Genomic DNA, 25999 nt, shown 5'->3' with positions numbered 1-25999 from the left:
AGGGAAAGGAGATTAGCGGATTTGCCCAAAATAGTCACCGCGGCGCCCTTCGCCTCTCCCCGCCTGCGGGGAGAGGCCGGATCGCATGAAATGCGATCCGGGTGAGGGGGAGCCTCCGCGAGTCCGTCTGTCACCACCCTCGCGAAAAAGAGCCCCTCACCCTGACCCTCTCCCCGTAAGAACGGGGGAGAGGGAAAAGAAAGGTCACGCACTCTGCTTCCTCGACGCCGCGAACACGCCGGCCAGCACCAGCGCGAAGCCGATGACGTGGAAGGCCTGCGGATGCTCGCCGATGAACACGATCGACATGATGGTGCCGAACACCGGAACCATGTGGAAGTAAGGCGCGGCGCGGTTGGCGCCGATCAGCTGGACGCCGCGGTTGAAGCAGAGAAAGGCCAGCGTCGAGGGGAACACCGCGACGTAGAACAGCGACAGCAGATTGCCGATCGTGAGTTGCATCACCGGCCGCGCGGTCAGTTCCCAGACGAAGAGCGGGATCAGGACCAGGGCGCCGCAGCCGAAGGTGAAGGCGGCCATCGACAGGCCGTGGATCTTGGGCCGCTTCAAGGTCAGCACCGAGTACAGCGCGAAGATCGCCAGCGCGACGATGAAGATCAGGTCGCCCTTGTTGAACTCGACTTTGGACAGCGTGGTGAGGTCGCCATGCAGCAGGATCACCAGCACGCCGCACAGCGACAGCAGCACGCCGAGCAATTGCGCCAGCGTCAGCCGTGCCCCGAGCAGGATCAGGGACCACAGCGCGACGATGAGCGGCGCCGCCGATTGCAGCAGCATCGTGTTCAGCGCCATGGTGTACTCGAGCGCCCAGTATTGCAGCGTGTTGAAGGCGGAGATGCCGGTCACCGACAGCAGCACCATGATGCCGAGATTGTTGCGGATCGTGGCCCAGTCGCGCACCAAGTGCTTCCAGGCAAATGGCAGGATGATCAGGAACGCCGCCGCCCAGCGCAGGAACGAGAGCGTCACCGGCGGAATGTGGCCGGCGGCGAGCCGGCCGACGATCGCGTTGCCGGCCCAGCACATCGCGGTGATGCACAGCAACAGATAGGGCTGGTTGGCGATCCAGGCGGTGGACGCAGGCGTGGTGGTGGACTCGGAGGCAGACATTCAAAAGGGCCCGGTTCATGGCGCCGCGGCCCGCCCGGCAGGCGTCGCCGGGCCGGAGAAAAAGTTGCCCGGCCCGCGTCACAGACACGGATTCTAGCATGGCAGCAACGGCGGTGGACGCATCCCGACCATGCGCGAAGTCGCCGTTTGCGGCACGCGAGGGGGGCCTGCGTCAGTTGCTCACGCAGCGAAGAGAGAGAATTTGCGTGCGCCGCACGGACGTGCGGCGACACAGTGGTGACGCTCTCCATGTAAGGGGGCCACCGGCGAAAGGGTTCCCTCCCCCCTTGCGGGGGAGGGTTAGGGAGAGGGGTACCACACGGCACACACCCTCCGTTCAACATTCACGCGGCGGGTGTTACGAGTGAGGCTGACTTCAATCATCTCGCCCGGGGCCACCCCTCTCCCCACCCCTCCCCCGCAAGGGGGGAGGGAGCCTGACGAGCGTGCTCACCTCACGTCAGTCGCAGAGCGGGGGTGCTTGGCACGGTTTCGGAATAATGGAAGAGTAATGGTGAGTTGCCCGACGTGTCAAGTGGCCGTATCGAACGCCGGCAGCCCGCCCGGCTACTTTGCATGGGGTTGTTTTTCGGCATTTTGCTTGGCGGCCGGATCAGGTCCTAGCCGGCCTCGGGCGGCGTCACCTGGCGGCGGACGATCTGCGCGGCGAGCTCGATCAGGATCCGCTTGGTGTCGGAACTCTGCACCTCGCGGAACACCCGCAGCATCCGCAGCTCGAGCAGGGACTGCAGCGACGGCGTGACATCCGCAGGGAGCTCGGTCGACGGTCCCAGCATCCTGGCGAGCGCCGTCAGGCGGCGATCGTCGATCCGGGCCGCGCCGCCGGCGCCGACCTTGGCTGGAGTCGTGCCGAGCACCTCGGCGACGTCGCGCTGCGACAGCCCGATCGCGCGCCACCGCTCCTGCACCAGCCGATCGATCTGTTCGTCCTGCGATGTGCTCATGGCGCGCCCACCCGATCTTCATCAAGCGATCCCCGGCGCCCGGAGATGAAGCCGGCGAACATGTTGATCAGCTGCTCGCCCTGATACGACTTCAGGAGATCGTTGGGATGGACGAACTCGTCCCGGAACCAGGGATATTTGCGGCCGTCGAAGGCCTGGATGATCCAGTCGATCAGCTGCCGCACGCGCGGAATGCGGTGCGCGTCGGGATGATAGGCGAGCCAGATGTCGAACTCGAACTTGAAGCCGATATCGAGCGGCAACAGCGGATCGCCGAGGGTGGGAACGTAGGTCGGCAGCCAGCCGATCCCGGCGCCTTTCGCGACCGACCAGAAATGCGCCGTCGAGACGTTGTTGCGCATCGCGACGAAGCCGACCTGCTCGCGTCCGAGATGCTTCTCGTACAATTCCCGGCCCTTGGTCTGCTCGGCGTCCTGCAGCACGATGCGGTGGTTCTGCTTGATGTCGTCGGCGCTCTTCGGCATGCCGTAGAGGTCGACATAGGACTGGCTGACGAACGGCATGATGTGCAGCCGGCCGAGCTTCAGCCGCTTGATATCCGGTTGCTCGGGTCGTTCGAGTTGAATGGCGGCGTCGGCTTCGAGCCGCAGCAGATCGGCCGGGCGCATCTCGCATTTCAGGTCGACCAGCAGCCCGCGATGGGCGCGCTGGAATTCGACCAGTCGCGGCACCAGCCAGAACGTGCCGAGACCTTCGGTGACGGCAAGCCGGACCTCGCCGTTGAGCGCCGGCGCCACCTGGTTGAGCATGCGGTCGAGCCGGAACGACGCCTCTTCCATCTGCCGTGCTTCTTCGAGCACGCGGGCGCCTTCCGGCGTCAGCCTGACGCCGTCGACATGGCGCGTCAGCAGCCGTGTTTGATAGGTATCCTCGAGTTGAGAGATGCGCTTCTTGAGATAATTCGCGGAGACGTTGAGCTCGGCCGCGGCGGCCCGAAAGCTGCCGATCCGGGCGACCTGCAGAAAGATCCGCACTGTGTCCCAATCGGTAAGCCGCGCCTGGCGCGCACCGGAGTGCGCACCCATGGTCTGAGATGTTCGCATACAATTCATCCGGGCTGCACCTTATTATCAAGACCGCGCGCGAATGCAATCAGGGGGTGAAGCGTGAGACGAACCCAGCCCGGACCTGCGGCCTCGACCTCTATCGAAGCGTTCCCTCTGCTCGACAATCTTGCGACATGCGCGGACGCATGGGTGGACGTGATGCAACTGCAGGCACCGGCCGACGAAGCCGAAGACCGGCGCGCACGGTTGGCGACGCGCGCCGGTACAATTCGGACCGTTACGGAATGTTCCGGGCGATCGCGGCCGAATTTGCACGATGCGGTTGTCGAGGCGATGCCGCCGGCGCGCAAGCAGCTGTAAGGGTGCGGTGTGGTCGTGCAGCCGATGTCAGAAATCGATAATGCCGAGCGCGATGCTCTTGGCGACGCCATGTGTCTTGTTGGACGCATCGAGCTTGCGCAGCGCCTGCTCAGCAAGCTTGCCAGGCAGCGTTGCTGCGCGGCTATCAGGGGGTGATGCGTGAAGCGAGTTCAGCCCGGATACGTTGTCTCGGCATGCATCGAAGCCTTCCCACTGGTCGCCGACCTCGCGACGAAAAGCGAAATCCTGATGGACATCCTGAAAGACCCGGCGCCGGACGACGAGGCGCTCGACCGCCGCGAGCGCTATGCCGCCCGCGCCAATGCAATCCTCGCGCTGATCGAATGCTCGAGCGAGGTGCGGCCCAAGCTGCGCGAGGCCATCGTCGAAGCGATGCTGTGGGCGCGCACGCAGCCGTGACGTTGCAGCCGTGACTTGCCGCGGTGACGTGAAGGCCTGCGCCGCTGTCTAGTCATGCGTCGCGGTCAGGGCCTTCATCGTCGCGCCCGCGGCAAGCGCGGCGTCGTTCGGATCGATCTCGATCTGCAGACCGCGCTGGCCGCCATTGACGAAGACGGTGACGTGGGTGAGGGCGGACTCGTCGATCGCGGTCGGCGCGCGCTTCTTCTGGCCGAACGGGCTGATGCCGCCGACATGGTAGCCGGTGAGCCGCTCGGCGTCGGCCGGGCGCATCATCTTCGCCGACTTGCCGCCGAACGCTGCGGCGAGCTTCTTCATGCTGAGCTCGCAGTCGGACGGCACCACCGCGCAGACCGGCTTGCCGTCGACCTCCACCATCAGCGTCTTCAGCATCCGGTCCGGCTCGACGCCGAGCGCCTCCGCCGCCTGCAGCCCGATGCTCTCGGCATCGGAATCGTAGACATAGGTGTGAAGCTTGAAGGCGATGCCGAGCCTGCGCAGGGCCATGGTGGCGGGTGTGGAATTGGGCATGGATCAAACTGATTTCATGAAAGCGGAATGATCGCCGCAACGGGCAGCGCGATCAATGATCCATATGGTCCACCGCGGCCGCCCCAACATTAAATTCTCGCCAGCGTGGGGCGGGCGTGCCTGCCCCGGGATATTCAGGGGATATCAAGGAGTTGGACCCTATCCAAAAGGCCTAAAAGGCGGCCTTCTTGCTTGCGCAGCCGGGCCGCTTCCTTTATCCGGTAGGCGCCTTGCCTGCGCGTGGCCTGGCCGCGGATTGGGCTGGGCATAAGCGCATGATCGAACGCGAGCGGACGCGTTTTCGCCGCGATCATGGTCTGAAAACACCTGAAGGGAACAGCTTCGAAATGGCCAATGTTGTCGTCGTCGGCGCCCAGTGGGGCGACGAAGGGAAGGGCAAGATCGTCGACTGGCTGTCGGAACAGGCCGACATCGTCGTGCGCTTCCAGGGCGGCCACAATGCCGGCCATACGCTCGTGATCAATGGCGAGACCTACAAGCTGGCGCTGCTGCCGTCCGGCGTGCTGCGACCGCACAAGCTCGCCGTGATCGGCAACGGCGTGGTGTTTGACCCGCAGGCCTTCCTCGACGAGGTGGCCAAACTGAAGGGGCAGGGCGTCGCGGTGGGGCCCGAGAACCTGCGCATCGCCGAGAATGTGACCCTGATCCTGCCGCTGCATCGCGAGCTCGATTCGCTGCGCGAATCCTCCAATGCCATCACCTCGATCGGCACCACCCGCCGCGGCATCGGCCCGGCTTATGAGGACAAGGTCGGCCGGCGCGCCATCCGCCTGATGGACCTCGCCGACCTCGACACCCTGCCGCACAAGATCGACCGCCTGCTGGCGCACCACAACGCGCTGCGCCGCGGCCTCAATCTGGAGGAGATCGACGGCAGGGGCATTCTGGCCGAGCTGTCGGCGATGGCGCCCAAGCTCTTGCCCTATGCCGAGACGGTGTGGCGGCTGCTCGACCTCAAGCGCCGCGAGGGCAAGCGTATCCTGTTCGAGGGCGCCCAGGGCGCGCTGCTCGACGTCGACCACGGCACCTATCCCTATGTCACCTCGTCCAACACGGTGGCGGCGCAGGCCGCGACCGGCACCGGCATGGGGCCGGGCGCCGTCGGCTATGTGCTGGGGATCTGCAAGGCCTACACCACCCGGGTCGGCCAGGGCCCGTTCCCGACCGAGCTGAAGGACGAGATCGGCGAGGAGATCGGCCGCCGCGGCAAGGAATTCGGCGTCAACACCGGGCGCAAGCGGCGGGTCGGCTGGTTCGACGCCATGCTGGTGCGACAGACTGTCCGGACCTGTGGAATTGGCGGGCTGGCGCTGACCAAGCTCGATATTCTGGACGGGTTCGACAGCATCCAAGTTTGCGTCGGCTACCGGCTCGATGGCAAGGAAATCGATCATTTGCCGGCCGGCGAGGGCGCGCAGGCCCGCGTCGAGCCGATCTACGAGACCATCGAAGGATGGAAGCAGCCGACGGCCAACGCCCGGTCCTGGGCGGATCTGCCGGCCCAGGCCATCAAATACGTCCGCCGGGTCGAGGAGCTGGTGGGGTGTCCGATCGCCCTGTTGTCCACCAGCCCGGAACGTGAGGATACTATTCTGGTACAGAATCCGTTCGAGGCTTAACGGGATATTACCTATATCCCACCAATTGTGTGGAAATGGCTGACTACTACCCGCTGATCGCCCGTGCCATTGCCGGATTGGACCCCAACGCCCCCGGCGAAGCCCGCCGCGCGCTGTACGCGCGGGCGCGCACGGCGCTGATTCAGCAGCTCCGCGGCGTGCAGCCGCCGCTGTCGGAATCCGAGATCACCCGCGAGCGGCTGTCGCTGGAGGAGGCCGTCCGCAAGGTCGAGGCAGAAGCCGCCCAGCGCGCTCGCGAGGCCTCCCGTCCGGGCGGTGCCGCCCGCGGCAATGATGCGCCGCGCCGGGCCAATGCCCGGCCGCCGGAGGGTACTTCCGCCGAGCCGGTGCGTCCGCGGCTGTCGAACCCGCCGCCCGGCGAACCGCGCCCGCCGCGCAATCTGCGGCCCGATGCGCCGCCGACCCCGCCGCGCCCGCAAAACCCGCCGCTCCCGCCGGCTCCGGAGTCGCAGTCATCGCCGCCACGGCCGGCTGGTCCGCCGCGCCGTGGCCCGGAGGGGGCGCCGCCGCCGGCTGCCCCCGGTGTCCGCGGCTTCCGCGACATCACGGCCGACGCCGACGATCTCGGCCGCGCCGCGGCGCAGGCCAGCCGCAACGCGCGCAAGACCTACGCCAACGTGCCGTCGCCCTCGCCGGAATTCGACCGGCTCGAGCCGAGCCTGGAGAACCGCGGCGCCGATCCCGACGCGCAATACGCCTACGACGAGGCGGCCGAGGAGGCCGAGCGCTACGCGCCGCAGCCATCGCAGGCGCCGCCGCCGCGGTCGCGGATCGGCAACGGCGAGCGTGAGCCGAAGAAGCCGCGGCTCGGCTCGACGTTCCCGTTCAAGAGCGCGATCGTGATCGGCATTCTGCTGATCCTGGTCGGTGTCGGCATTCTCTATCGCCAGGACGCGATGATCTTCGCCAGCAGCCTGTTCAAATCGCAGCCTGCCGTCGAAGCGCCGAAGGATGCCTCGGCGCCCGCGACCAAGCCGAAGATCGCCGACCGCGTCGGCCAGCCCTCGGCGTCGGGCGAGCCGATCGCCCCGGTGGCGCAGCGCGTCGTGCTCTATGACGAGGATCCGTCCGATCCGAAGGGCAAGCAATATGTCGGCTCGGTGGTGTGGCGCACCGAGCAGGTCAAGGCGTCCGGCAACCAGAAGCCTGATATCGCCGTGCGCGCCGACATCGACATCCCCGATCGCAAGTTCAAGATGACGATGTCGTTCCGCCGCAACACCGATTCATCGCTGCCGGCGAGCCACACCGCGGAATTGACCTTCATCCTGCCGCAGGATTTCGCCAATGGCGGCGTCGGCAACGTGCCGGGCATCCTGATGAAGTCGAACGAGCAGGCGCGCGGCACGCCGCTGTCCGGCCTCGCCGTCAAGGTCACCGACGGCTTCTTCCTGGTCGGCCTCTCCAACGTCGACCTCGACCGCTCGCGCAACTTGCAGCTCCTCAAGGAGCGCTCCTGGTTCGACGTGCCGCTGGTCTACACCAACCAGCGCCGCGCCATCATCGCGATCGAAAAGGGCGCCCCGGGCGAGCGCGCCTTCAACGAGGCCTTCGCGGCATGGGGAGAGTGAGGGGCCTCGCCTCTCATTCTGCGCAAACGCGGCCTGGCAGCGCGGAACGAATTTCCCCTAGAACCGTCGTAGGACTGCGCTACACTCGTTTGACGTCGGGCGAGGGCAGGCCATGAAACGCTACATCATCTTCGCAGCCATCGGGCCGTTCATCGCCGGCTTCCTGCTGTTGCTGGCGAACACCTACCAGTCCGGCTACTGGACCGAGACCAACAGCGGCGAGGTGGCAAAGCTGTTCGCCGTGTTCCTGAAATCGCTGCAATACAACTATCTGTTCGGCATCGTGCCGGCGCTGATGCTCGGCGCGATCGACGACATCCTGATGCATGTCAGGCGCGTCGCGCCGGTGGTGCGGATGCTGATCGTCGCGGCGCTGGCGTTCACCGGCACGGCGCTGATGTATGCCTCGCACGGCTCCGAGAGCGGGCCGACGCAGTTCATCCTGTACGGGCTGGTCGGCTTCATCCCGGCCACGCTCACCTCGTGGCTGGCGCACAAATATGCCGAGGAACTGTATCAGCCGGCGGCGGCGGCGCAGCACTGATCCCATCATGCGAGAAGCGGGGTGTACCTCGCCCCGCTTGCCGGGAGAGGTCGAAATTCAAGCGCAGCTTGAATTTCGGGTGAGGGGGACTCTCCGCACAAAGTCTCTCACCGACTTCGCGGAAAGTCCCCTTCATCCCGACCTTCTCCCCGCAAGCGGGGAGAAGGAGCAGAGCAGATGACACAGTGGTAATGTGCCGCAACTTGCAGCGGCGGAATGCGTTACCCATGTGATGGCCATGCCCGAGGACGACATTTTTTCACCTAACGCCACGCGATCGCGGCCGCCGTTCGGCGGAACGCAGGCGCGCGGCAAGGTCATCGACCAGGACGGGCGCGAGCTTTCCGATGCCGCGCCGTTTCCACCGTTCGAGGGCTTTCAGTTCGACTTTCGCAACTCCACCACCAATCCGTTCGGCAATCTGACGCGCGAGCAGCGGCTCGAGCGGCTGGAGATGATCGCAAAACTGCTCGACGTCGCCTTCATCGTGCCCGGCACCAATGTGCGCTACGGCATCGACGGGCTGATCGGCCTGATCCCGGTGGTCGGCGACATCATCACCACCGCGATCTCGCTGTGGCTGGTGCGCGAGGCCCGTTTGCTCGGCGCACCCTGGCACATCACGGCGCGGATGCTCGCCAATGTCGCGGTCGACGGCGTGGTCGGCATGGTGCCGGTGGCGGGCGATGCGTTCGACGTCATGTTCCGCGCCAACGTCCGCAACGTGCGGATGCTGCGGCGCTGGCTCGACAAGCAGCCGCGCCTGTAACGCGCCACCTTCACCCGTCAAAACAAAAGCCCCCGGATCGATCCGAGGGCTTTTCGTTGAAGAGGGACGAAGCCGTTATGCGGCGTCGGCGTCGGTCTGGCTGGCGGCAGGGCGCGGACGGCGCGGCAGCGGGAAGGCCTCGCTCTCATAGAGCGAGCGGATGCCGTTCTGGTCAAAGCGCGCTTCCTCGACCTGCAGATAAGCGCCGTTCAGCGAATCCGCCGGCAACTGCTCCATCGCGAACTGCACGGCTTCGGCAGCGGTGCCAAAGCGGCGATAGGCGAAGCCGGCCCGCTTCTTCTTGCGGATCGCGGCAGGAAACAGCTCGGCGGACGTGTTGTAGTTGAACGGACGCAGGGGACGCATGGTCGACGACCTCTTTGTGTTTTTGGCGCTAGGGCGGTGAAAGGGATTTTTGGCACGACAGGCGGCAAACGGCGGCACGCCGACGTGTCATTTCGCCCTCTAATATAGGCCCATTTGACAGAAATGCGACCCCAGAACTGGCCCGGCAAGGCACATGATGAATCTGCGCATAGCGCCGGAACCGGCCGGATAAGTCATTTTATTTCAATAACTTAAGGCGGTCATATCTTGTCGAGCCAGGCCAGGATCGCTACCACGATCAAAATCACCCCGAAAAGCCCCATTCCGGAGTGGCCGAGCCCATAGCCATAGCCGCGGATCCGGCCGCTATAGCCGCCAAGCAAGATTATCACCAGGAGGATGATCAGGATCAGTCCGAGCGACATGGCGCCCTCCTCGTAAGGAGGCGGCAGCCGCCCGGCGAGACGCCGACGGCCCCCGCGGACCTCAGCAAAGCACATTCCGCACGGCGGGACGAGGACTTCGTCATCATTCCGGGGTGTGTGAGTCCGCCGTCATTCCGGGCGATGCGCCGCATCGACCTCCGGTGCGCAGTTGCGCACCTGAGAATCTCGAGATTCCGGGTTCAGTCCTGCGGACTGCCGCGGAATGACGATCGCGACGACAATCCCGTCGCCGTCACTTCTTGCTGTCGTCGATCGGCAGCACCTTCAGCGTCGTCGCATACGGCTCGACGCGCAGCGAGTCGCTGGCGATCAGGCCGACCTTGTGCAGCGGCGCCTGCTCGAGGTCGCCGGCGGCGGATTTGTGCACGGCATATTGCCAGACGCTCATCGAACCCTTGGCGACCAGCATCTTAGCCACCCCACCGGCATTCTGGCCCTCGACCTGCGCGAGCTCGGTGTCGGTCAGCCCGATCACGATCTCATCCTTGCTGGTGATAACCTTGAACAGCGAGACCTTGTCGGCGGCAAAGGCAGGTAGGCTCACGACGCTCTCCATGATGAGGCTGGCAAGTCCGAGACCAATCAAAAGCTTTCTGGGAATGCTGGGCATCAAACTGTCCTTGAAATTGTCTTTGGGTTTCGCGCGGGGAGCCGCGCGGCCAAAACAAAGCCCCGCGCGACCGGTTCTTGGTCGCACGGGGCGGGCAATACGTTCGACGCGATGGCCGAATATTCAGGGCTGCTTTCGTCATTGCCGGGCTTGACCCGGCAATCCATCGCAGCAAGAGATTCAATTGTTTGATGGATGCGCGGGTCCCGGCTACGCCAAGAGGCTTCGCCGAGGCGCTGCAAGCCCGCGCATGACGGGTGGTGGTACTGGGCCTACTTCTTCTCGTTCAGTTTCAGCGCCGCCGAGTTGATGCAGTAGCGCAGGCCGGTCGGGCCGGGGCCGTCATTGAAGACGTGGCCAAGATGGCCGTCGCATTTCGAGCACAGCACCTCGGTGCGGATCATGCCGTGGCTGACATCGCGCTCCTCGTCGACATGGCTCTCCACCGCGGGCTTTGAGAAGCTCGGCCAGCCGCAGCCGGAGTCGAACTTCTGGTCGGACTCGAACAGCGTCTGCCCGCAGCCGGCGCAGACATAGGTGCCCTTGCGGGGATCATGCTCGTATTCGCCGGTGAACGGCCGCTCGGTCGCCTTCTCGCGCAGCACGGCATACTGCATCGGCGTCAATTCCTTGCGCCACTCGGCCTCGCTCTTGCGGATCTTGCCGTCGGTCTTGGTGTCGGACATGGAAACTCCGTTGTTGGTCGTCATTGCGAGCGAAGCGAAGCAATCCAGTGTCAGGGACGCAGAATGGATTGCTTCGTCGCTTCGCTCCTCGCAATGACGGAGACTGTTCTCCTAGTTGGTAGCTTTGGCGGCATTCACCAGCGTCGGCTTCTCGATGTAGTTCTCCGCAAAGATCTTCTTCAGGTTCTCGACCTTCGGGATGTCGTTATAGGCAATATAGGGCTGGTTGGGGTGCAGCGTCAGATAGTCCTGGTGATAGCTCTCCGCCGGATAGAACGCCTCCAGCACACCGACCTTGGTCACGATCGGCTTCTTGTAGACCTTTGCCGCGTTGAGCTGGGCGATATAGGCATCCGCCACCTTCTTCTGCTCGGCATTGGTGGTGAAGATCGCCGAGCGATACTGCGTGCCGCTGTCGGGACCCTGGCGGTTGAGCTGGGTCGGGTCGTGCACGACCGAGAAGAAGATCTGCAGGATCTTGCCGTAGGAAATCTTCTGCGGGTCGTACTTGATCTCGACGGATTCCGCGTGGCCGGTCGAGCCGGTCGAGACCATACTGTAGTCGGCGGTCGCCTTGCTGCCACCGGAGTAGCCCGACACCGCGCTGGCGATGCCGGCGGTGTGCTGGAACACGCCCTGCACGCCCCAGAAGCAGCCGCCGGCAAGCACCGCGGTCTTGAGCCCGGTCTCCTGCACGTCCGCCGCGGGCGGCGGGATGATCACGGCGTCCTCGGCGGCAACCGAGGGCGCAACGGCAAAGGCGGCAACGGCCAGCGCGCCGATCGCGGCGGCGCAAAGCGTGAGGCGGCTGAGGGAACGGCTGGGCATGGGTTCCTCGTGGGATCGGATCTAAGGGCCAGTTTAGAGCGGAAGCCGGCATTCGCAATCGGGCCGGCTCGCTCCGACGCCTCCAAGATACGGGGCAAAGGGCGTTTTGTTACGGCCGCAGCCACACGGTTCCGTGAGGAAAAGGCCCGCGATTCAAGCAAGTAGCGGGCCGTTCAAAAAGCGTCATTCCGGGATGGTCCGAAGGACCAGACCCGGAATCTCGAGATTCTCGGTGCGCAATCGCGCACCTGAGGGTTCGATGCTAACGCATCGCCCCGGAATGACGGTGGCTACACCACGATGCTGAGCCGCTTCGCCGCCCGCGTGATTCCCGTGTACAGCCACCGCGCCCGCGAATCCTGGAACGCAAAACTCTCGTCGAACAGCACGACGTCGTCCCATTGCGAGCCCTGCGACTTGTGCACGGTCAGCACATAGCCGTAGTCGAACTCGTCATAGGGCTTGCGCTGCTCCCACGGGATGCCCTCGATGCCGCCGTCAAAGCATTCGCCACGCACCGACACCTTTGTGACCTTGTAGCCAAAATCCTCGTCCGGCATCACGCGCATGGTGATGATCTTCGATTTCGACTGCGCCCGCGCCTTGACCCGCCACAGCCCGCCGTTGAACAGGCCCTTCTTGCGGTTGTTGCGCAGGCAGACCAGCTTGTCGCCGGCCACCGGCAACGGATCCTCGATGTTCTGCCGCTGCCGCACCCGCATGTTGTAGGCGCGGCGGGTGTTGTTGCGGCCGACCAGCACCTGGTCGGCGCCCATCACCCGGTCCGGATCGAGCTCCTTGCGCGACACCACCTCGCTCTCGCCGTGACGGCCGATCTCGAGCTCGCGGCCCTCGCGGATGTCCATCGACATCCGCACGATCGGATCGTCCTGCGCCTGGCGGTGCACCTCGGTCAGCATCGCGTCGGGCTCGGCGTCGGTGAAGAAGCCGCCGCCCTGGATCGGCGGCAATTGCGCGGGATCGCCGAGCACCAGGAGCGGGCACTCGAACGACATCAAATCGCGGCCGAGCTCGGCATCGACCATCGAGCACTCGTCGATCACGATCAGCTTTGCCTTCGACGCCGGCGCGTCGTCCCAGAGCTCAAAGCTCGGTTGCTCGACGCCGGACTCGCGGGCGCGGTAGATCAGCGAATGGATGGTGGAGGCGTTGTCGCAGCCCTTGTTGCGCATCACCAGCGCCGCCTTGCCGGTGAAGGCCGCGAACTTGACCTCGCCGTCGACGCCCTCGGCGATGTGGCGGGCCAGCGTGGTCTTGCCGGTTCCGGCATAGCCGAACAGCCGAAACACCGGCGGCGTGCCGCCCTGGCCCGGCTTGGCCTTGAGCCAGTCGGCGACGGCTTTCAACGCGATGTCCTGATGCGGCGTAAAGGTGGTCATGAGCTTTCGGAGGAATGAGCACGCGACGGGTAACGCCGCGACTCAGGCGAACACAAGCTAAACATTCATGCGTTTCGATCAAGTCAGCTTCCGCTGCGCGGAATTGGAGTTTCGCGTCCGAGGCTAGACTTGGGTCGAGGCGGCACTACACTTGCCGAAAACAACAAGAGGTCGGGACCGCAACAAGACGCGACCTTGGGAGTGACCTGATGAAATTCGGCATCTTTTACGAGCTGCAACTGCCGCGTCCCTGGAACGACGGCGACGAGCTCCGCCTCTACCAGAACGCGCTGACCCAATTGGAGACCGCCGACCGCCTCGGCTACGACTATGCCTGGGTGGTGGAGCATCACTTCCTCGAGGAATATTCGCACTCGCCGGCCCCGGAATCCTTCCTCGCCGCGGCGAGCCAGCGCACCAAAAACATCCGGCTCGGCCACGGCATCTTCCAGCTCACCACCAATCACCCGGCGCGCGTCGCCGAGCGTGTTGCGGTGCTCGATCTCCTCAGCAACGGCCGCTGCGAGTTCGGCATGGGCGAGAGCGCCTCGATCACCGAGCTGACACCGTTCGGCCGCGACATGGAGACCAAGCGCGAGGTGTTCGAGGAAGCCGTCGAGGCGATCTTCCCGATGTTCACCAAGGTCGGCACCGAGCATCACGGCAAGTACTTTGACATCCCCTTGCGCAACGTGGTGCCGAAGCCGGTGCAAAAGCCGCACCCGCCGCTCTGGATGGCGTGCTCGCAGCTGCCGACCATCGAGCGCGCCGGACAGAACGGCTTTGGCGCGCTCGGCTTCCAGTTCGTCAGCGCCGACGCTGCGCATGCCTGGGTGCACGCCTATTACAACGCGATCACCAAGCGGCTGAACAAGCTCGCCGACTACCAGATCAACCCGAACATGGCGCTGGTCTCGTTCTTCATGTGCGCCGAGACCGATGAGGAGGCGCGCCGCCGCGCCGACGGCGCCACGTTCTTCCAGTTCGCGTTGCGCTATTACGGCCAGGCGCAGAACCGGCAGCGGCCGGCGCCGGGCACGGTCAACATGTGGGACGAGTACAACAAGTGGAAGCGCGAAAATCCGGAGGCGCAGGAGGCCGCGCTGCGCGGCGGCCTGATCGGCTCGCCGGAAACCATCGCCAAGAAGCTGCGGCGCTTCCGCACCTCGCATATCGACCAGGTGATCCTGCTCAACCAGGCCGGCAAGAACACCCACGAGCATATCTGCGAGTCGCTCGAACTGTTCGCCAAGGAAGTGATGCCGGAGTTCCAGCACGATCCCGAGCACGACGCCTGGAAGCGGGGCGTGCTGTCCGGCGAGATCCAGCTCGAGGAGATCGACACCGAGGCGTTCACCGATCGCTACGGCAAGCTCGCGGTCAGCGTCGCTCCGAAGTCGGCCGCCGCGGGCTGATCGGTTGCTGAAGCATCGGCTCCGATCCCCCTCCCCTTGCGGGGGCCTGGAGGGGGAGGGTCGGTTCGCATGAAGCGAAGCGCAATGCGAACCGGAGTGGGGTGATCTCTCAACACGACGACTGTTCGGGTGGAGAGACCGTCACCCACCCCGCCGCTCATTTTATTCGCGTCGACCCTCCCCCTCCAGGGCAGGGTGAACCGAGCGCCGCTTCAGATTCTTATTCTGTCTTCGCTCGAACCGGCGACCGCTCCGCTCGAAAACGTTTCTGTGCCGCAACCTCGCGATCTCGTGAGGAAAATAATTCGCTACACCCACACAGCGGCTTGAAAGAAACGACACGCGCGATGCCCGGACCGAAGCGCTGGCATCGCTATTTTTGTGCAGCGCTCGACAGCTTCATTCGCGCGTCCCATCATCCCTGACATCGCATGATCGCGCGGCCATCGCGCTTGATCGTCAGGAGAGTTTTGGAATGAAGCGTCGTGAGTTCCTCAATCTGTCGCTCGGCTCCGTTGCGGCCGCCGCGCTGTCGGGGCGCGCGCAGGCACAGGCGGACTCGAAGGAGATTCGTATCGGCTATCAGAAGAACGGCGTGCTCGTCATCACGCGCCAGCGCGAAGCCTTGGAAAATCATTTCAGGCCGCAGGGCATCAGCGTGAAATGGGTCGAGTTCTCCTCGGGCCCGCCGATGATGGAGGCGATGAATGTCGGCAGTGTCGATTACGGCGCCGTCGGCGATTCCCCGCCGATCTTCGCGCAGGCCGCCGGTGCCGCCATCGTTTATGCCGCGGCGCAGCCCATCATCAACGGCTCGGGCATCCTGGTGCCGCAGAACTCGACGATCAGCACCATCGCGGATCTCAAGGGCAAGCGCGTCGGTTTCACCAAGGGGTCCAGTGCGCATAACGTCGTGATCCAGACGTTGGAGAAGGCCGGACTGACCTATGACGACATCACGCCGGTCTATCTGACGCCGCCGGACGCCGGCCCCGCCTTTGCGAATGGCGGCATCGATGCCTGGGCGATCTGGGATCCCTACTTTGCAATCGCCGAGACCAGGCAGAACGGTCGCATCCTGGTCAAGACGCGCGACATCACCAAGACCAACTCGTTCTACATCGCCAATCGCGACTTCGCGAAGACCCGCGGCCAGGTCCTGCAGCAGATCGTCGATGTCACGACGGCGACGGCGGCATGGGCGCAGGCGCATCCCGACGAGGTCGCGCAATCGCTCGCCGCGGTCACCGGCGTGCCGCTCGATATCCAGACCATCGCGGCGCGGCGGGCCGGCTTCGCGGTCGGTCCGGTGACCGCCGACATCATCGCGACCCAGCAGGGCGTCGCCGACCGCTTCTTCAAGCTGGGCCTGATCCCGCGGCAGATTGCCGTCCGCGACATCGTCTGGCGCAACCCGCAGACCTGATCCCGCACTCATTGATCCGAGGACCTCACATGACGCGTTTGTTTCGACGCTGGATTGCCTACGCGGTGCTGTCGGTCAGCATGGTCGCCGCGACCGTCGGCGCCTCCTATGGCGAGGACAAGGTCGTCCGCATCGGCTACCAGAAATACGGCAAGCTGGTGCTGTTGAAGAGCAAGGGGACGCTTGAGGAGAAACTCAAGGCGGTCGGCTACAAGGCGGTCTGGACCGAGTTTCCGTCCGGGCCGCCGCTGCTCGAAGCGCTCAATGTCGGCGCGATCGATTTCGGCAACACTGGGGAGGCGCCGCCGGTCTTCGCGCAAGCCGCCGGCGCGCCGATCCAGTATGTCGCCTATGAGCCGGCCGCGCCGAAGGGCGAGGCGATCCTGGTGCAGAAGGACAGCCCGATCAAATCGGTCGCTGATCTGAAGGGCAAGAAGGTCGCGCTCAACAAGGGCTCCAACGTCCACTATCTCCTGGTCAAGGCGCTGGAGAAGGCCGGCGTCAAATATTCCGAGATCGAGCCGGCGTTCCTGGCGCCCGCCGATGCCCGCGCGGCGTTCGAGCGCGGCGCTGTCGACGCCTGGGTGATCTGGGATCCGTTCCAGTCGGCGGCGGAAGCCGCCACCGGCGCCCGCATTCTCGCCGACGGCACCGGCATCGTCGCGAACTACCAGTTCTATTTCTCCTCGAAGAAGTTCCTGCAGAGCGATCCGAAGGTCGTCGACGTCGTGCTGGCGCAGCTCAGCGAGGTCGATGACTGGGCGAAGCACGATATCCACGCCGTCGCCGAGCAGCTCGCGCCGACGATCGGCCTGTCGGTGCCGGTGGTCGAGGTCGCGCTGAAGCGCCAGTCCTACGGCATCAAGCCGCTCAACGATACCGTGATCGCCGACCAGCAGCAGATCGCCGACACGTTCTTCGCACTGGGCCTGATTCCCAAACAGATCAAGATTTCCGACGTCGCATGGAGGCCGGGCACGTGAGCAGCAAAGACAACGCCAACATCCTCTGGTTCCTGCCGACCCACGGTGACAGCCGCTATCTCGGCACGTCGATCGGCGGCCGCGAGGTGAATTTCAACTATCTGCGCCAGATTGCGCAGGCCGCCGATCAGCTCGGCTATTACGGCGTGCTGCTGCCGACCGGGCGGAGCTGCGAGGACTCCTGGGTGGTGGCCTCCGCCGTCGCGCCGTGGACCGAACGGCTGCGCTATCTCGTGGCGGTCAGGCCCGGCCTGCAGTCGCCCAGCGTTGCCGCACGCATGACCGCGACCCTGGACCGGCTGACGAACGGCCGTCTGCTGATCAACGTCGTCACCGGCGGCGATCCGATCGAAAACAAGGGCGACGGCATTTTCCTCGACCATGACGAGCGCTACGCGGTCACGCGCGAGTTCCTCAACGTCTACAGCGATCTGCTTGCCGGCAAGACCGTCAACGTCGAGGGCAAGCACATCCGCATCGAGGACGGCCGCCTGCTGTTCAATCCGGTGCAGTCGCCGCGGCCGCCGCTCTATTTCGGCGGCTCGTCGGACGCGGGCATCGACGTCGCGGCCGACACCGTCGACAAGTACCTCACTTGGGGCGAGCCGCCGGCGCAGGTTGCCGAGAAGGTCGCGAAGGTGAAGGCGATCGCCGCGCAGCGCGGCCGCAAGCTGTCGTTCGGCATCCGCCTGCACGTCATCGTGCGCGAGACCAACGCGGAAGCGTGGCGCGCCGCCGACGAATTGATCCAGTACGTCACCGACGACACCATCGCCGCCGCGCAGAAGATCTTCGGCCGGATGGACTCGGTCGGCCAGCAGCGCATGGCCGAGCTGCATGGCGGCCACCGCGACAAGCTCGAGATCAGCCCGAACCTGTGGGCCGGCGTCGGCCTGGTGCGCGGCGGGGCCGGCACCGCGCTGGTCGGCGATCCCGAGACCGTCGCCGCGCGGATCAAGGAGTATCAGGAGATCGGCATCGATACCTTCATCATGTCGGGCTACCCGCATCTCGAAGAGGCCTATCGCTTCGCCGAGCTGGTGTTCCCGCTGCTGTCGCTGGCGCAGCCGAGCAACGTGACGCCGATCCGCGTCAACACCGGGCCGTTCGGTGAAACCATCGGCAACGACTACCGTCCGCAGAAACAGGCATCGCAATCATGAGCTTGATCGACAGTCTTCCGCGCCGCAGAGCGTTTTCGAGCGAAGTGGATGCCGGTTCGCGTGAAGAAAACGCGCCAAAACAAGAATCTAGAGCTCCGTTCCGATTTCGTCGGAACGGAAACAGCTCTAGCGCACCGAAACTTCCGAAGGTCGATGGCCTCATCCCGTGGATCGTGCCGCTCGCCATCATCCTGATCTGGCAGCTTGCCTGCGTCACCGGCTTTGTGCCCTCGCGCGTGCTGCCGGCGCCGACCGATGTGGCGCTGGCCGGATGGAAGCTGCTGCTGTCGGGCGAATTGATCAAGAACATCTGGGTCAGCTTCTGGCGCGCCTCGATCGGCTTCCTGATCGGCGGCAGCATCGGCTTCGCCTTCGGGCTCGCCAACGGCCTGTCGCAGCTGTCGGCAAAGCTCACCGACACCACGCTGCAGATGGTGCGCAACATCCCGCATCTGGCGCTGATCCCGCTGGTCATCCTGTGGTTCGGCATCGACGAGTCGGCCAAGCTGTTCCTGGTCGCGCTTGGGGTGTTCTTCCCGATCTATCTCAACACGCTGCACGGCATCCGCACCGTCGATCCGCAGCTGATCGAGATGGGCCGCATCTACGGCATGAGCGATGGCGAATTGTTCCGCCGGGTGATCTTTCCCGGTGCGCTGCCGTCGATCTTCGTCGGCCTGCGCTTCGCGCTTGGCATCATGTGGCTGACCTTGATCGTCGCCGAGACCATCGCGGCCTCGTCCGGCCTCGGCTACATGGCGATGCAGGCGCGCGAGTTCATGCTGATCGACGTCGTCGTGCTTTCGATCCTGATCTACGCCTTGCTCGGCAAGCTCGCTGACAGCGCCTCGCGGGCGCTGGAGCGGCTGACGCTGGCCTGGCACCCCGCCTTCCAGAACAAGTGAGAGTTGAGAATGCAAGAAGCGCTTCGTTTCCAACCCGTGGATGCCCGGCCGGTTGCGCGTGCCAACCTCATCGCCGAGGTGCAGCATCTGCGGCGCGCTCCGGACAATGCGGCTCGCGGGCTGTCGCTGACCATCCGCGGCCTGCGAAAGTCGTTCGGCGACAATGAGGTGCTGCGCGGCATCGACCTGCACATCCCCGCCGGCCAGTTCGTTGCGATCGTCGGCCGCTCCGGCTGCGGCAAGAGCACGCTGCTGCGGCTGATTGCCGGCCTCGACAAGCCGACGGCAGGCAGCATCGCCTTCGGCGAGGAGCCACGGGCGCAGGACATCCGCGTCATGTTCCAGGAGCCGCGTTTGCTGCCCTGGGCGCGCGTGCTCTCCAATGTCGAGGTCGGCCTCGGGCGCGAGCGCGCGTCGGCCGATGCGCAGGCGCGCGCCGAGCACGCGCTGGTCGAGGTCGGCCTCGGCGACAAGCGCGGGCAGTGGCCCTCGGTGCTGTCGGGCGGCCAGAAGCAGCGCGTGGCGCTGGCGCGGGCGCTGGTCAGCCAGCCGCGCGTGCTGGCGTTCGACGAGCCGCTCGGCGCGCTCGACGCGCTGACCCGGATCTCGATGCAGCAACTGCTCGAGCGCGTCTGGCGCGACCAGGGCTTTTCCGCGATCCTCGTCACGCATGACGTCGCCGAGGCGGTTGCGCTCGCCGACCGCGTGCTTGTGATCGAGGACGGCCGCATTGCCCAGGATGTCACCGTCGACCTGCCGCGGCCACGCCGTCGCGGCTCGGCGGAGCTTGCCGCGCTGGAGGGCGAGATCCTGAAGCATCTGCTCGAAGGCAGTGAAGACACGCAGTGAGGCCGTCATGAACCCCGTCGTCCGCAACATCGCGATCGAGCCTGCGGTCTCCGCCGCCGAATTTCGCGGCGCGATGCGCCACCTCACCGGCGGGGTCAGCGTCATCACGGCCGGGCGGGGCAAGGACATTTCGGGGATGACGGTGAGCTCGGTGTCGTCGCTGGCGGTCGATCCGCCGTCGTTGATGGTCAGCATCAACCGCGCTGCCTCGTCCTATCCGCTGATCGCGCGCCATGGCGTGTTCGGCGTCAACATCCTGACCGCAGATCAGCTCGACATCGCCGAACGCTTCACCGGCAAGGGAGGCCTGAAAGGCGCGGCGCGGTTCGCGGGCGCCGAATGGACCACACGTGCCTCCGGCGTGCCGCTCCTGGCCGGCGCGCTGGCCGCGCTCGACTGCGCGGTCGAGGAGATCATCGAGCGGCATTCGCATGCGATCGTGATCGGCCGCGTGCTCGAGGTGGTGGCCTCGCAGCGTACCGCCGCGCTGGCGTACTGGCACGGCGAATATGTCGCGATCGACCGTGAAGAGGACGCCGCCAGGCTGGCCGAAGTCAGCCTGCCGTCGCGTCACGTCCATGCGCGAGGCCTGCGCTAGGACTCAATTCGCGATCACGACCCGGACCAGTGCGACCAGGAGACTGTGGAACCAGATGATGGGACCACAGGAAGACCCAGTCGTCCCGGGTCATGGGGCCGAGAACCGCCGCCCATGCGTGGCGACAGCCGGACGCGAGTTGTGACATGAGGCGTGGACGCATGACACTCGCTTAGCGGAATACGCTCTGCCGAGTCTTGCTATTCGTTGCCAGAAGTTTGAGGTTTTGTGTCAGCCATCGCTGTTCGAGCCACGATATGCCCGTGGCGTGTCGCCGGTCCAGCGGACGAAAGCATGTGTAAACGAGCTGACCTCGCTATAGCCCAATAGCCATGCGATTTCAGAAATCGGCAGTTCGGCTTCCTTGAGGTAACGGCGCGCAAGCGCAATCCGAAAAGCCTCGAGGACATTCGAAAAACTCAGTCCCTCGGACGACAATGCCCGCGCAAGCGTTCTCCGGCTCATGCCAAGGCGGCGCGCGATCTCCACGGCGCTGACTTTGCCGTGCGGAAGCAACCGGGCGATCTGATCTTCAACGCGGGATCGCACACTGGTCCGTCGTGATGCGCGGTCGCCGAGCGCCTGGTCGGCATATTGAAGCAGCATCTTGTTGAGGTGCAAATCCGCTCCCACGACGGGCAGCGCGCCGATCTGGGAAGGAAACAGGACCTCATCCCTGTCAGCCGCAAATTCGATTTCGCATCCCAGTTGAGATCGGACATCCAACGGGATTTCGCGTCTGTAGTGCTTCAATTTGATTTGCGTCGGGGCCAGCCTGCCGCCGGTCAGCGCGCGGCAAATACGGACCAGCGCAATCAACCAAAATTCCGCGTGGTGACGGTCCGACGACCTGTCGATGTTGACATACTCGAATTGAATGCCGAATCCGTGCTCCAGAGACATCCGTAGCCGCACCCCCTCGTTGTTGATCGCGCAGTAGCGTCCGCCGATGTGCAGGGCGTCGCCGAGCTGCTCCGATGAAGCCATGACATAGTACAGAAGCCCGATCTCCCCCAGCTCGAAACCCTGAGCCAGGCGGAATCCGAAGCAGTCGTCCTGCAACTTCGCGGCGGCGAGCTCGAGGATTCTGATCTGCGCTCGTGCAGCGATGCGACGCTTGCTGTCGGCGATGTCGTCGACCGTCAGGCCTGCGGCCGACAGGATCGGGGCGAGGGCAACCTGCTCATCCCGGAGCCGGGCACATGCGAGACGCGCGATCCCGCCGGTCGAGCTTGGTATCGAGGGCAGGGTGCTTGCAGGGCGTCTGACGGTCTTCATTTGGCACCGATGTGTGTTCTCGGCAAACGTCGAGAGCTTCCCGGATCGCATTTTGACCTATGTCAAATGACCTCGCGGGTTCGAGACAATCCGTTTTGACAAGATCTCCCAATTAGCTGACCCAGGATCACAAGACGTGACGAAGGCAATCATCTAGCCGATGGCCTCGCGGCCGCTCCACTGCCCTGAACCGACGGCAGCTGGCTCCAACTGGCCGGCGCAAGGGCAAATTCATGAAGGACATCGTCACGCATTGGGAGCCGCTGCAGGCTGCTGCGGCCGAGCGCACGCCGACTGGGAAGCCGTGATGACCGGACCAGAACGAGCTCAACAGAGCGGCACGCACCGGTCAATTCGTTTCCTGATCACGGAAGACGAGACCGCAGGCGCCTGGCGTTACTCGTTTTCGATCGGTAATCGCAACTTCGCGGGCAAGATCCAGGCGGTCCTGGGATTGCTGGCCGCGCGCCGCGTCAAGATGAAAATCGATCGGGTGTTGAGGCTGGATGCGTTAATGAAAGCTCATGCCGACGCTGTCGTCGAGCCGGGTGCTGATCGCAGCCCGATCGCGCCTTCGCCGGCGGTCCGTCGTGCCTCTGCGTCCGGCGAACGGCTGGAGAAAGATGTCGAGCCGCGCCCTCCGCTCAGCCCACCGACCGATCACGAGGATTAGCGCAGAAGAGCTCGCCCGCGAAGGCTTGACATTGGCCAATATCGTACGCGCCACTCACGCGAGGCTCCACCAGGCCATGTTGCTGACGCAATCTCTGTCTTAGTCGCTGACAATTCAAAACACTGGTGAGGACCACACCGGTCCACACAACGGTTCCTTGAGCCAGGGGTCGGCTCGAATCCGCAAAGGATTGGCGCAAGTCCATGAACGCGCTTTCGCGTTCGCTTGGTCATGTTTGCGATTTCGGGAACCGGACGATCGAGAAAATCACAGGAGATATGATGTTGTTCCGCTCGAGCGCCGCGGTTTGCGGCGCCCTGGCCGCGCTTGCCGTTTTTGTTACCGTTGCTCGAAGTGAAGAGCGTGGAGTTCACTCAAGCGCCGTCGTCAATGCCGCCTCCGGGGATGCCATCGTTGGTGCGGCATCCACGTACAACCCGTTCAAGCCCGGCAAGGAGGAGGGCGGTCCGAGCACAGCCTCCGGCGAACGCTATGATCCCTCTGTCTGGGCGGCTGCCATCAAAACGAGTTTGCGCCGGAAATTTGGTGGGGTGCAATTTGGCGCACGGCCGAAATATGCCCTCGTCGAGGCCGTCGGCAAGAAGGTCATCGTCAAGATAAATGACGTGGGGCCGTTAAGGCCGGGCCGTATCATTGACCTCAACGAGCGAACGATGCGCTATTTCGATCCGAGCCTGGACCTCGGAGTCATTAACGACGTGAAAGTTAGCCCGCTTGCAGGAGACTATTGGGTCCCGGGACCGGTGGGCTGAACGTTGCTTGCAGCGGCGGTGCCGCCCTTGATTGGGGCAGCCGCCGCCGTGCAGCGCGTGCGTGTTGGCCTGACGACGCCAGGCGTTAGCTCATGATCGCGGTCAGTGTCGCCGGGGTGTCGATGATCACGGTGCTGCCGCGGACGCCGGACCAGACCGCCTGGATGGTCTGGGGGGTATTGCCGAGCGGGATGCCGGCCACCAGCGTGGTCGGGACACGGCCGGAGGCTTGCGGGAGCTGCTCGTTGTAGGTGAAGCCCGTGACGACGCCGGACATCACGCCGTTGACGGTGATCCCGAAGCTGCCGCCAGGGAAATTGTTGCCCTGGGCGTAGGGGAACGGAACGTTCAGGATGATGATGGAGGTGATGCCGACGCCCTCCGGGATCGTGATCGACAGGCCCGGGATCGCCACGAACGAATCGGAATTGGTTGTCAGGGTGCCGCTGGTCTGCGCGTAAATAGTCATATCTCTCTCCAGTTGTTTGAAAGTTTAAAACAATGAGAGATTGAGTACGGCACCTCGCCTCAAGATTCAAGGGATGAAACGGCGGCGTCACCGCGGGCCTGCGGCGGCAGGCGCGGCATGTTGCCGGTGGCGCTTTGCCGGCGGACGGATTAGAAGCCTCCGATGTTTCGGAGGCGTGACGGTTCGATGAAGCGCGTGGGAACCTGGCTGTTCTATCTCGTCGGCGCGGTCGCCGTCGGCTATCTCGCGCTCTATGCGTATATGATGTTCACCGGCCACGATATCACACCCGGCGATCCGATCCACATCTTCCGCAAGCCCGACGCGCCGAGCTATTCGTGAGGCGAGGCGGCCGCATGGGCCTGCCTCGCTGTTTGCGTTACTCAACCAGCGGTTGCGATGCGCTGGTAATCGCTGCCGCCATTGCCGGCCGGGGTGATCGGGATGCCGCCGTCGGCATATTCGTTCAGCTTGTTGCGCAGGGTGCGGATCGAGATGCCCAAAATGTTGGCGGCGTGGGTGCGGTTGCCGAGGCAATGCTTCAGCGTCTCCAGGATCAGATCACGCTCGACGTCGGCGACGGTGCGGCCGACCAGCGCGCGGGTGACCTGCTCGGCGGCCAGCGTGGCATGGGCGACCGCGGGCGCGGTCTTGGCGAGGTCGAGCCGGTCGCCGTCCGGGGTGATGATCGCGTCGGGGCCGATCTCGTCGCCCTGCGCCATCAGCACCGAGCGGTGGATGGTGTTTTCGAGCTCGCGGACGTTGCCCTGCCAACGGTTCGCGGTCAGCACGCGGCGCGCCTCCGCCGAGAGCGGCCGCACCGGCAGGCCGTTGGCCTCGGCATATTTCTTGGCGAAGTGCTGCGCCAGCTCGAGGATGTCGGCCGGGCGATCGCGCAGCGGCGGGATCTTCAGGTTGACGACGTTGAGACGGAACAGCAGGTCCTCGCGGAAGGTGCCGGCGCGCACCGCTTCCGACAGATTGCGGTTCGAGGTCGCGATGATCCGGATGTCGACCGGAACCGGCTTGGTGCCGCCGACGCGGTCAATCACTCGCTCCTGGATCGCGCGCAGAAGTTTGGATTGCAGGCGGACGTCCATCTCGGAGATTTCGTCGAGCAGCAGCGTGCCGCCGGTCGCCTCCTCGAACTTGCCGATGCGGCGCGCGACGGCGCCGGTGAAGGCGCCCTTCTCATGGCCGAACAGCTCGGATTCCAGGAGGTGCTCGGGGATCGCCGCGCAGTTGATCGAGATGAACGGCCGCTTGGCGCGGGCCGAGCGGGAATGAACGTAGCGCGCCAGCACCTCCTTGCCGGTGCCGGACTCGCCGGTGATCATCACCGACGCATCCGAGCCTGCGATCTGCTGCGCGAGCTTGATCACCCGGCCCATCGCCTCGTCGCGCCAGATCAGGTCGCGGGCGTCGTTGGCGACGGCGGCGAGCACGGCTGCGATCAGCTCGGGATCGGGCGGCAGCGGGATGTATTCCTTGGCGCCGGCGTGGATCGCGGCGACCGCGGCGCGGGCGTCGTTGGAGATGCCGCAGGCGACGATCGGCACATGGATGTGCTCGGCCTCGAGCCGCATCACGAGGTCGCGGATGTCGAGCCCGACATCGACCAGCAAGAGATCGGCGCCCTTGCCGCCGCGCACCACGTTCATCGCCTGGTCCGAGGTCTCGGCGTGCGTGACGGTGGCGCCGTTCTCCATCGCGATCTTGGTGGCGGTCGTGAGCTGGCCCTTCAGGGTGCCTACGATGAGAAGCCGCATGAAAAATCTCCTGTTCGTCTGGCCGCGCGGCTCGTGCGCGCTGCCGCAAAATTGTTAAGAGCGTTCCGCCTTGATGATTTCGGTCATGGTCACGCCGAGCTTGTCTTCCACCAGCACCACTTCGCCACGCGCCACCAGGCGGTTGTTGACATAGATGTCGATCGCCTCGCCGACCCGGCGGTCGAGCTCCAGCACGGTGCCGGGCCCGAGCTTCAAGAGATCGCCGACGTCCATCTTGGAGCGGCCGAGCACCGCCGAGACCTGCACCGGCACGTCGAACACGGCCTCGAGATCGGCGGCGATGCGCGAGGCATTTTCGTCCTCGTTGTAGCCGATGTCGTCGATCGTAGGCGCATCGGTCGCGTTGAGATCGGGAAGCGGGACGTGGGTGTCGGTGTCGCTCATGGTTCAGCCCTCAATC

Annotated in this window: 29 protein-coding genes; 15 read left to right on the top strand and 14 right to left on the bottom strand. The window is 64.8% G+C overall.

The genetic code is table 11. The features are described 5' to 3' along the window. Window positions 1-204: 204 nt before the first annotated feature. From XH93_RS37215 to XH93_RS37205, 3 genes are all read right to left on the bottom strand, one after another. Window positions 205-1131 carry a DMT family transporter gene (locus tag XH93_RS37215; RefSeq protein ID WP_194471280.1) on the bottom strand — a complete coding sequence of 309 codons (927 nt, stop codon included), beginning with the start codon at window positions 1129-1131 and terminating at the stop codon, window positions 205-207. A 620-nt stretch (window positions 1132-1751) separates the two neighbouring features. Then, window positions 1752-2096: a hypothetical protein gene (locus tag XH93_RS37210; RefSeq protein ID WP_139486316.1), complete on the bottom strand. Its 345-nt coding sequence runs from the start codon at window positions 2094-2096 to the stop codon at window positions 1752-1754. Next, the gene (locus XH93_RS37205; RefSeq protein WP_229177296.1) at window positions 2093-3160 is read right to left on the bottom strand and encodes a LysR family transcriptional regulator; all 1068 of its coding nucleotides are present in this window, start codon (window positions 3158-3160) and stop codon (window positions 2093-2095) included. The genes XH93_RS37210 and XH93_RS37205 overlap by 4 nt, the downstream gene beginning before the upstream one ends. Window positions 3161-3643: 483 nt before the next feature. Here XH93_RS37205 and XH93_RS37200 point away from each other — a divergent pair, with 483 nt between their 5' ends. Beyond that, a complete protein-coding gene (locus XH93_RS37200; protein ID WP_194471279.1) occupies window positions 3644-3904 on the top strand; it encodes a hypothetical protein in 261 nt (86 codons plus the stop codon). A 48-nt stretch (window positions 3905-3952) separates the two neighbouring features. On the opposite strand, the gene ybaK is transcribed toward XH93_RS37200, so the two are convergent. Continuing rightward, window positions 3953-4435, bottom strand: a complete 483-nt coding sequence (ybaK, locus tag XH93_RS37195; protein WP_194471278.1) for a Cys-tRNA(Pro) deacylase — start codon at window positions 4433-4435, stop codon at window positions 3953-3955. 347 nt (window positions 4436-4782) lie between these two features. Here ybaK and XH93_RS37190 point away from each other — a divergent pair, with 347 nt between their 5' ends. The 4 genes from XH93_RS37190 (at window position 4783) to XH93_RS37175 (ending at window position 8980) form a co-directional block, all read left to right on the top strand. Then, window positions 4783-6075, top strand: coding sequence for an adenylosuccinate synthase (locus XH93_RS37190; RefSeq protein ID WP_139859723.1), 1293 nt, complete (start codon window positions 4783-4785; stop codon window positions 6073-6075). A gap of 35 nt (window positions 6076-6110) precedes the next feature. Further along, a complete protein-coding gene (locus tag XH93_RS37185) occupies window positions 6111-7667 on the top strand; it encodes a hypothetical protein (protein WP_194471277.1) in 1557 nt (518 codons plus the stop codon). Window positions 7668-7779: 112 nt separating this feature from the next. Then, the gene (locus XH93_RS37180; protein ID WP_139859719.1) at window positions 7780-8211 is read left to right on the top strand and encodes a DUF5413 family protein; all 432 of its coding nucleotides are present in this window, start codon (window positions 7780-7782) and stop codon (window positions 8209-8211) included. 232 nt (window positions 8212-8443) lie between these two features. Then, on the top strand, window positions 8444-8980 hold the full coding sequence (locus tag XH93_RS37175; RefSeq protein WP_194475485.1) for a DUF4112 domain-containing protein: 537 nt from the start codon (window positions 8444-8446) through the stop codon (window positions 8978-8980). A gap of 75 nt (window positions 8981-9055) precedes the next feature. Here XH93_RS37175 and XH93_RS37170 read toward each other — a convergent pair whose 3' ends face one another. The 6 genes from XH93_RS37170 to XH93_RS37145 all read right to left on the bottom strand — a co-directional run bounded on the left by XH93_RS37170 (window position 9056) and on the right by XH93_RS37145 (window position 13277). Continuing rightward, the gene (locus XH93_RS37170) at window positions 9056-9346 is read right to left on the bottom strand and encodes a hypothetical protein (RefSeq protein ID WP_016844322.1); all 291 of its coding nucleotides are present in this window, start codon (window positions 9344-9346) and stop codon (window positions 9056-9058) included. Between the two features lie 221 nt (window positions 9347-9567). Beyond that, window positions 9568-9732, bottom strand: coding sequence for a DUF3309 family protein (locus XH93_RS37165; RefSeq protein ID WP_139486309.1), 165 nt, complete (start codon window positions 9730-9732; stop codon window positions 9568-9570). 253 nt (window positions 9733-9985) lie between these two features. After that, on the bottom strand, window positions 9986-10297 hold the full coding sequence (locus tag XH93_RS37160) for a hypothetical protein (RefSeq protein WP_246799418.1): 312 nt from the start codon (window positions 10295-10297) through the stop codon (window positions 9986-9988). Window positions 10298-10635: 338 nt separating this feature from the next. Next, window positions 10636-11049, bottom strand: a complete 414-nt coding sequence (gene msrB / locus XH93_RS37155) for a peptide-methionine (R)-S-oxide reductase MsrB (RefSeq protein ID WP_139486308.1) — start codon at window positions 11047-11049, stop codon at window positions 10636-10638. Between the two features lie 111 nt (window positions 11050-11160). Continuing rightward, entirely contained in the window at window positions 11161-11877 is a 717-nt protein-coding gene (gene msrA / locus XH93_RS37150) for a peptide-methionine (S)-S-oxide reductase MsrA (protein WP_194471276.1), read from the bottom strand. Between the two features lie 290 nt (window positions 11878-12167). Next, on the bottom strand, window positions 12168-13277 hold the full coding sequence (locus XH93_RS37145; protein ID WP_139486306.1) for an ATP-dependent RecD-like DNA helicase: 1110 nt from the start codon (window positions 13275-13277) through the stop codon (window positions 12168-12170). A gap of 209 nt (window positions 13278-13486) precedes the next feature. Here XH93_RS37145 and XH93_RS37140 point away from each other — a divergent pair, with 209 nt between their 5' ends. The 7 genes from XH93_RS37140 to XH93_RS37110 all read left to right on the top strand — a co-directional run bounded on the left by XH93_RS37140 (window position 13487) and on the right by XH93_RS37110 (window position 20616). Continuing rightward, a complete protein-coding gene (locus XH93_RS37140; protein ID WP_194471275.1) occupies window positions 13487-14692 on the top strand; it encodes an LLM class flavin-dependent oxidoreductase in 1206 nt (401 codons plus the stop codon). Window positions 14693-15167: 475 nt separating this feature from the next. After that, window positions 15168-16118: an aliphatic sulfonate ABC transporter substrate-binding protein gene (locus XH93_RS37135; protein WP_194471274.1), complete on the top strand. Its 951-nt coding sequence runs from the start codon at window positions 15168-15170 to the stop codon at window positions 16116-16118. Window positions 16119-16147: 29 nt separating this feature from the next. Then, entirely contained in the window at window positions 16148-17101 is a 954-nt protein-coding gene (locus tag XH93_RS37130; protein WP_139859706.1) for a sulfonate ABC transporter substrate-binding protein, read from the top strand. Continuing rightward, entirely contained in the window at window positions 17083-18264 is a 1182-nt protein-coding gene (ssuD, locus tag XH93_RS37125) for an FMNH2-dependent alkanesulfonate monooxygenase (RefSeq protein WP_194471273.1), read from the top strand. The genes XH93_RS37130 and ssuD overlap by 19 nt, the downstream gene beginning before the upstream one ends. Window positions 18265-18308: 44 nt before the next feature. Next, window positions 18309-19169: an aliphatic sulfonate ABC transporter permease SsuC gene (gene ssuC / locus XH93_RS37120; RefSeq protein ID WP_371815137.1), complete on the top strand. Its 861-nt coding sequence runs from the start codon at window positions 18309-18311 to the stop codon at window positions 19167-19169. A gap of 9 nt (window positions 19170-19178) precedes the next feature. Then, complete coding sequence (locus XH93_RS37115; protein ID WP_194471272.1) at window positions 19179-20018, top strand: ATP-binding cassette domain-containing protein; 840 nt, start codon at window positions 19179-19181, stop codon at window positions 20016-20018. A gap of 7 nt (window positions 20019-20025) precedes the next feature. Then, a complete protein-coding gene (locus XH93_RS37110) occupies window positions 20026-20616 on the top strand; it encodes a flavin reductase family protein (protein ID WP_194471271.1) in 591 nt (196 codons plus the stop codon). Window positions 20617-20847: 231 nt separating this feature from the next. Here the strand turns inward: XH93_RS37110 and XH93_RS37105 are convergent, their stop codons facing one another. Continuing rightward, window positions 20848-21894, bottom strand: coding sequence for an AraC family transcriptional regulator (locus XH93_RS37105; RefSeq protein WP_246799417.1), 1047 nt, complete (start codon window positions 21892-21894; stop codon window positions 20848-20850). Between the two features lie 307 nt (window positions 21895-22201). Here XH93_RS37105 and XH93_RS37100 point away from each other — a divergent pair, with 307 nt between their 5' ends. After that, on the top strand, window positions 22202-22567 hold the full coding sequence (locus tag XH93_RS37100) for a hypothetical protein (protein ID WP_194471270.1): 366 nt from the start codon (window positions 22202-22204) through the stop codon (window positions 22565-22567). 278 nt (window positions 22568-22845) lie between these two features. Continuing rightward, window positions 22846-23340: a septal ring lytic transglycosylase RlpA family protein gene (locus XH93_RS37095; RefSeq protein ID WP_172628030.1), complete on the top strand. Its 495-nt coding sequence runs from the start codon at window positions 22846-22848 to the stop codon at window positions 23338-23340. Between the two features lie 85 nt (window positions 23341-23425). Here XH93_RS37095 and XH93_RS37090 read toward each other — a convergent pair whose 3' ends face one another. Continuing rightward, window positions 23426-23809: a hypothetical protein gene (locus tag XH93_RS37090; protein WP_194471269.1), complete on the bottom strand. Its 384-nt coding sequence runs from the start codon at window positions 23807-23809 to the stop codon at window positions 23426-23428. A 186-nt stretch (window positions 23810-23995) separates the two neighbouring features. Between XH93_RS37090 and XH93_RS37085 the strand changes: the two genes are divergently transcribed. Further along, the gene (locus XH93_RS37085) at window positions 23996-24151 is read left to right on the top strand and encodes a hypothetical protein (protein WP_172627124.1); all 156 of its coding nucleotides are present in this window, start codon (window positions 23996-23998) and stop codon (window positions 24149-24151) included. A 41-nt stretch (window positions 24152-24192) separates the two neighbouring features. Here XH93_RS37085 and XH93_RS37080 read toward each other — a convergent pair whose 3' ends face one another. Next, entirely contained in the window at window positions 24193-25578 is a 1386-nt protein-coding gene (locus XH93_RS37080) for a sigma-54-dependent Fis family transcriptional regulator (RefSeq protein WP_194471268.1), read from the bottom strand. Between the two features lie 54 nt (window positions 25579-25632). Next, window positions 25633-25983, bottom strand: coding sequence for a flagellar motor switch protein FliN (gene fliN, locus XH93_RS37075; RefSeq protein ID WP_194471267.1), 351 nt, complete (start codon window positions 25981-25983; stop codon window positions 25633-25635). Window positions 25984-25999: the final 16 nt, after the last annotated feature.

Source organism: Bradyrhizobium sp. CCBAU 51753, from assembly GCF_015291565.1.
GTDB classification, from domain to species: Bacteria; Pseudomonadota; Alphaproteobacteria; order Rhizobiales; family Xanthobacteraceae; genus Bradyrhizobium; species Bradyrhizobium ivorense.
The sequence above is the reverse complement of the archived record's forward strand: the minus strand, read 5'-3'. Positions and strand labels throughout refer to the sequence as shown.

Excerpts from the sequence above, each read along its gene's own strand:
- XH93_RS37215 (WP_194471280.1), bottom strand. The coding sequence starts at position 1,131 with ATGTCTGCCTCCGAGTCCACCACCACGCCTGCGTCCACCGCCTGGATC.
- XH93_RS37210 (WP_139486316.1), bottom strand. The coding sequence starts at position 2,096 with ATGAGCACATCGCAGGACGAACAGATCGATCGGCTGGTGCAGGAGCGG.
- XH93_RS37205 (WP_229177296.1), bottom strand. The coding sequence starts at position 3,160 with ATGCGAACATCTCAGACCATGGGTGCGCACTCCGGTGCGCGCCAGGCG.
- ybaK (WP_194471278.1), bottom strand. The coding sequence starts at position 4,435 with ATGCCCAATTCCACACCCGCCACCATGGCCCTGCGCAGGCTCGGCATC.
- XH93_RS37190 (WP_139859723.1), top strand. The coding sequence starts at position 4,783 with ATGGCCAATGTTGTCGTCGTCGGCGCCCAGTGGGGCGACGAAGGGAAG.
- XH93_RS37185 (WP_194471277.1), top strand. The coding sequence starts at position 6,111 with ATGGCTGACTACTACCCGCTGATCGCCCGTGCCATTGCCGGATTGGAC.
- XH93_RS37180 (WP_139859719.1), top strand. The coding sequence starts at position 7,780 with ATGAAACGCTACATCATCTTCGCAGCCATCGGGCCGTTCATCGCCGGC.
- XH93_RS37175 (WP_194475485.1), top strand. The coding sequence starts at position 8,444 with ATGGCCATGCCCGAGGACGACATTTTTTCACCTAACGCCACGCGATCG.
- XH93_RS37170 (WP_016844322.1), bottom strand. The coding sequence starts at position 9,346 with ATGCGTCCCCTGCGTCCGTTCAACTACAACACGTCCGCCGAGCTGTTT.
- XH93_RS37165 (WP_139486309.1), bottom strand. The coding sequence starts at position 9,732 with ATGTCGCTCGGACTGATCCTGATCATCCTCCTGGTGATAATCTTGCTT.
- msrB (WP_139486308.1), bottom strand. The coding sequence starts at position 11,049 with ATGTCCGACACCAAGACCGACGGCAAGATCCGCAAGAGCGAGGCCGAG.
- msrA (WP_194471276.1), bottom strand. The coding sequence starts at position 11,877 with ATGCCCAGCCGTTCCCTCAGCCGCCTCACGCTTTGCGCCGCCGCGATC.
- XH93_RS37145 (WP_139486306.1), bottom strand. The coding sequence starts at position 13,277 with ATGACCACCTTTACGCCGCATCAGGACATCGCGTTGAAAGCCGTCGCC.
- XH93_RS37140 (WP_194471275.1), top strand. The coding sequence starts at position 13,487 with ATGAAATTCGGCATCTTTTACGAGCTGCAACTGCCGCGTCCCTGGAAC.
- XH93_RS37135 (WP_194471274.1), top strand. The coding sequence starts at position 15,168 with ATGAAGCGTCGTGAGTTCCTCAATCTGTCGCTCGGCTCCGTTGCGGCC.
- XH93_RS37130 (WP_139859706.1), top strand. The coding sequence starts at position 16,148 with ATGACGCGTTTGTTTCGACGCTGGATTGCCTACGCGGTGCTGTCGGTC.
- ssuD (WP_194471273.1), top strand. The coding sequence starts at position 17,083 with ATGGAGGCCGGGCACGTGAGCAGCAAAGACAACGCCAACATCCTCTGG.
- XH93_RS37115 (WP_194471272.1), top strand. The coding sequence starts at position 19,179 with ATGCAAGAAGCGCTTCGTTTCCAACCCGTGGATGCCCGGCCGGTTGCG.
- XH93_RS37110 (WP_194471271.1), top strand. The coding sequence starts at position 20,026 with ATGAACCCCGTCGTCCGCAACATCGCGATCGAGCCTGCGGTCTCCGCC.
- XH93_RS37105 (WP_246799417.1), bottom strand. The coding sequence starts at position 21,894 with ATGAAGACCGTCAGACGCCCTGCAAGCACCCTGCCCTCGATACCAAGC.
- XH93_RS37100 (WP_194471270.1), top strand. The coding sequence starts at position 22,202 with ATGACCGGACCAGAACGAGCTCAACAGAGCGGCACGCACCGGTCAATT.
- XH93_RS37095 (WP_172628030.1), top strand. The coding sequence starts at position 22,846 with ATGATGTTGTTCCGCTCGAGCGCCGCGGTTTGCGGCGCCCTGGCCGCG.
- XH93_RS37090 (WP_194471269.1), bottom strand. The coding sequence starts at position 23,809 with ATGACTATTTACGCGCAGACCAGCGGCACCCTGACAACCAATTCCGAT.
- XH93_RS37085 (WP_172627124.1), top strand. The coding sequence starts at position 23,996 with ATGAAGCGCGTGGGAACCTGGCTGTTCTATCTCGTCGGCGCGGTCGCC.
- XH93_RS37080 (WP_194471268.1), bottom strand. The coding sequence starts at position 25,578 with ATGCGGCTTCTCATCGTAGGCACCCTGAAGGGCCAGCTCACGACCGCC.
- fliN (WP_194471267.1), bottom strand. The coding sequence starts at position 25,983 with ATGAGCGACACCGACACCCACGTCCCGCTTCCCGATCTCAACGCGACC.